Source organism: Streptomyces sp. NPDC056231 (genome assembly GCF_048270745.1).
Lineage (GTDB): Bacteria > Actinomycetota > Actinomycetes > Streptomycetales > Streptomycetaceae > Streptomyces.
Window position 1 is genome coordinate 1 of record NZ_JBLVKW010000178.1, and the last position, 3,093, is coordinate 3,093.

Sequence of the window (3,093 nt, forward strand, 5' to 3'; positions counted from 1 at the left end):
TCGGGAAGGGGTGGATATTGCTGCTACCGGGATAAAAGGTTAGCCTGCCCTAAGCTACTTAGGTGATCCCGGGGTTGAGGATGTCGATGGTCTCAGTGCAGTTGGGTGCGCGTCAGAAGAGCGGTCCGTCCGTGTCGACGGATTCAGCGGGGGATGCGCGGCTGGCCGACCTGCGACCCGGGATGAGTGGCCAGGTGATCGACATCGACGAGTCGGTCGAGCCGAGCACCGCGCGACGACTGTTCGACTTGGGGTTCGCCCCCGGCGCGCAGGTCACCGTGCTGCGGAAGGCGCCGCTGGGCGACCCCGTCGTTTTCCAGGTCGTGGAGTACGAGGTGGCGCTGCGCAAAGAGCAAGCCGTCGGCATCCATGTACGGCGTAACGCATGAGCGCGCACTGCGGTCCGGTGGCCCAGACGGTCACCGGCAAGACTCGTCTGGCTCTGGTCGGCAGCCCGAACTCGGGCAAGAGCACGCTTTTCAACGCCCTGACCGGCCTGCGGACCAAGACCGGCAACTACCCCGGAGTGACCGTCGCGCGCTATGAGGGGTTGGCGCGTATCGGCGAGCACGAGGTGGTCCTCGAGGATCTGCCCGGCACCTACAGCCTCGACCCGATCAGCCCGGACGAGCAGGTCGTCGCCGATGCGCTCGACCCGGACAACCCGGGCATCGGCACACCCGACGGGATTCTCGTCACGATCGACGCGACGACGCTGCGCCGTTCCCTCGGGCTGCTCGCCCAGGTCATGCAGACCGGCCTGCCGATCTGTGTGGTGCTCACCTGCCGCGACGAGCTGGCCCGTCGCGGCGGCACCCTCGACGTCTCGGCCCTCCGGCGCGCTCTGGGCGTGCCGGTCGTCGGAGTGACGAGCGGGTCGCGCAACGACCTGGCGCAGTTGCAGTCCATGCTGCTCGACCGGGACGCATGGGAGCGGCCGGTCGTCCCGCCGCCCACCGATCCCTCGCAGAGGCGGGCCTGGGTGGAGTCGCTGCTGCAGAGCGTGGGCTACGAGGTACCCGAGGCCGATCACCGCACGCGGCGCATCGATTCTGTGCTGTTGCACCCGCTGTGGGGCACGCTCATCTTCTTCGCGACCATGTTCGCGTTCTTCCAGATCATCTTCACCGTCGCGACACCGCTGCAGGACGCGGTGCAGAGCCTCTTCGACCGGCTCGGCACGCTGGTCACCGAGTACGTCTCGAACCCGTTGCTCTCCGGCTTCCTCGGCAACGCCCTGATCGGTGGCCTGGGCAGCGTGCTGGTCTTCCTGCCACAGATCGCCCTGCTGTTCCTCATGATCTCGCTGCTGGAGGGCAGCGGCTACCTCTCCCGCGCGGCATTCCTGATGGACCGGCTCATGGCCAAGGCCGGGCTGGAGGGCCGGGCGTTCGTCGCCCTGCTCTCCTCCCTTGCCTGCGCCATCCCGGGCATCATGGCCACCCGCTCCCTCCCGTCGGCCAAGGACCGCTTCGCGACCATGATGGGCGCGCCGCTGATGACCTGCTCGGCGCGCCTGACGGTCTATGTGCTGCTGACTGGCCTGCTGGTGAGTCCCGATACCAGGGTCGGGCCCTTCGGCGCCCAGGGCGTCGTCATGTTCGCCCTGTACCTCGTCGGTGCGCTGTCGGCCATGGCGACGGCTTGGGTCTTCAAACGGTTCAGCAGCCGGGGCGGGCCGGTGCTGCCGTTCTACATGGAGATGCCGTCCTACCGGCTGCCGCGGCTGCGGTCGGTGGCCGAATCCATCTTGGGCGCCTGCAAGGGCTTCCTGCACAAGGTCGGCCGGATCATCCTGCTCGTGACCATCGGGCTGTGGCTACTGCTCAGCCTGCCCATGCACAGCGATGCGCAACTGCGCTCCGCCGGGGTCAACCCGGCCGACCAGGCCGCGGTCTCGGCCTATGAGGTCGACCACAGCTACGCCGCCGACATCGGTCACGCCATCGAACCCGTCTTCGAACCCCTCGGTTTTGACTGGCGGATCAATATCGGCGTACTGGGATCGCTGTCCGCCCGCGAGGTGTTCGTCGCCACGCTCGGCCAGGTCGCTGCCGCCCAGAACCCCGACCAGCCGGCTGAAACTCTGGCACAGATGACCTATACCGACGGGCCCCATCAGGGACAGAAGCTCTTCACTCCGGCCACGACGGCCGCGTTGCTGGTCTTCTTCCTCTACGCGCTGCAGTGCATGTCGACCATCGGGGTCATGCGCCGTGAGACCGGCTCGTGGAGATGGCCCGCGGTCGCCTTCGGCTACATGTTCGTGCTGGCCTGGACCATGGCCTTCCTGACGCACACCCTCGTAGGGCTGCTGGTATGAGCATCGTCCCCATGCACCCCGAGGCCACGGCCGACCCGCAGTCCGTCCGCTGGGTCATCCCCGCCGGCACGCTGCCGGTCGTCGGAGAGATCGCCGAGGCACCGGGCGAGCTCGGGGAAATGCTCCACTCCGAAGACGTCGCCTCCATCGAGGTGGAGACACAGGCCGTGGTGATCCGGCTCGCCGACGGCCGGAGCTGGTCCGGCGCCGGAGTACGGGTACGCGAAGCGCTCAGCGCCGCACTGCGGCACCCTCAGCGGTGGAGGCCGGCCGACGTGGTCACCGAGGACGACATGCTGCGCGCCGCGCTGCAGGACGTCCTGGACGGATCTCTTGGCGACTACATCCGCTCCCACGGCGGCGAAGTGACGGTCGTATCCGCCTACGACCGGCACGTGGAGGTGCGGATGGCAGGCACCTGCACGCACTGCCCGGCGGCCGGGTTCACCCTTCACTCGCGCCTTGAGTCGGCGCTGCGTGCCCGGTTCCCTGACCTGGTCGAGCTGCGGGCTATGGAGGAGCCCGGCAAGACGGCGAGGCCCACATGGCTCACCCTGCGCCGCCGCAGAGCGTGACCGTCCAAGGGAGGGGCGACGACGGGATTGAAGCTTCCCCGAAACATCACCACAGTCCTCACATGGGCGAGACAAGCAGGCGCATCACCCCTGCCCTGCGGGGCACCCGTTCGGGCGAAAGGTCTCAGCGGGCAAGGATCATCGACATGTTTGAGGAATCAGTGACGGATACCGAATCAGCGGAGCAGCCCAGCG

3 protein-coding genes are annotated in these 3,093 nt (G+C 67.8%); all 3 read left to right on the forward strand.

Features of this window, described 5'->3' with window-relative positions:
- Positions 1-131 precede the first annotated feature (131 nt).
- The 3 genes from ACNPQM_RS43855 to ACNPQM_RS43865 are packed head-to-tail and all read left to right on the forward strand — an operon-like array spanning position 132 to position 2,898.
- Complete coding sequence (locus tag ACNPQM_RS43855; RefSeq protein ID WP_418088379.1) at positions 132-389, forward strand: FeoA family protein; 258 nt, start codon at positions 132-134, stop codon at positions 387-389.
- Positions 386-2,323, forward strand: coding sequence for a ferrous iron transporter B (feoB, locus tag ACNPQM_RS43860; RefSeq protein WP_418088380.1), 1,938 nt, complete (start codon positions 386-388; stop codon positions 2,321-2,323). The genes ACNPQM_RS43855 and feoB overlap by 4 nt, the downstream gene beginning before the upstream one ends.
- Positions 2,320-2,898, forward strand: a complete 579-nt coding sequence (locus ACNPQM_RS43865) for a NifU family protein (RefSeq protein WP_418088381.1) — start codon at positions 2,320-2,322, stop codon at positions 2,896-2,898. Before feoB ends, ACNPQM_RS43865 begins: the two co-directional genes overlap by 4 nt.
- Positions 2,899-3,093: the final 195 nt, after the last annotated feature.

What these genes read in the sequence shown, in the direction of transcription:
- feoB (WP_418088380.1), top strand. Translation starts at nt 386, where the DNA reads ATGAGCGCGCACTGCGGTCCGGTGGCCCAGACGGTCACCGGCAAGACT.
- ACNPQM_RS43865 (WP_418088381.1), top strand. Translation starts at nt 2,320, where the DNA reads ATGAGCATCGTCCCCATGCACCCCGAGGCCACGGCCGACCCGCAGTCC.